Origin of the sequence: Streptomyces tricolor (assembly GCF_002155905.1) — a bacterium.
Classification (GTDB): domain Bacteria; phylum Actinomycetota; class Actinomycetes; order Streptomycetales; family Streptomycetaceae; genus Streptomyces; species Streptomyces tricolor.
Window position 1 is genome coordinate 1 of sequence record NZ_MUMF01001084.1, and the last position, 674, is coordinate 674.

Consider the following 674-nt stretch of genomic DNA (forward strand, 5'->3'; position numbering starts at 1 on the left):
GCCCTCCCCTTCCCCGGCCGCCAACTCACCGGGTCCGTAAATGCGTTGTCCTTTCCCGTCCTCCCCACTAGGAAGGGCGCTATGACAGGACTCGGTGTCGTATTCCGCCCCCAGCTTCCTCCCGAGCGGCTGCGGGCCGTCGCGCGTGCCGCGGACGCCGCGGGGCTGGAAGAGCTGTGGCTGTGGGAGGACTGCTTTCTGGAGGGCGGGGTGTCCACGGCCGCCGCCGCACTCGCCTGGACGGAGCGGGTGCGGATCGGGATCGGTCTGCTGCCGGTACCGCTCAGGAACGTCGCCGTCACCGCCATGGAGGCCGCCTCCCTGGAGCGCATGTTCCCCGGCCGGGCCATCCTGACCGTGGGACACGGGGTGCAGGACTGGATGGGCCAGGTCGGTGCCCGCGCCGCCTCCCCGCTCGGCCTCCTCGGCGAGCATCTCGACGCCCTGCGCGCCCTGCTGCGCGGGGAGCGGCTCAGCGTGCGCGGGCGGTACGTCCAGTTGGACGACGTAGCCCTCGACTGGCCCCCGGAGCGCCCGGTCGACGTCCTCGCGGGCGGCACCGGACCCCGTACGCTCCGGCTCTCCGGCGAGAAGGCCGACGGCACCCTCCTCACCGCCGCCACCTCGGCGGACGGCGTACGCCGGGCTCGGGAGCTGGTGGCGGCGGTGAGGAG

General features: G+C 73.9%; 1 protein-coding gene. It reads left to right on the top strand.

The annotated features are described in order from the left end of the window. Nucleotides 1-81: 81 nt before the first annotated feature. The coding region (locus CCN44_RS42880; RefSeq protein WP_086704690.1) for an LLM class flavin-dependent oxidoreductase at nucleotides 82-674 on the top strand (593 nt) is incomplete at its 3' end.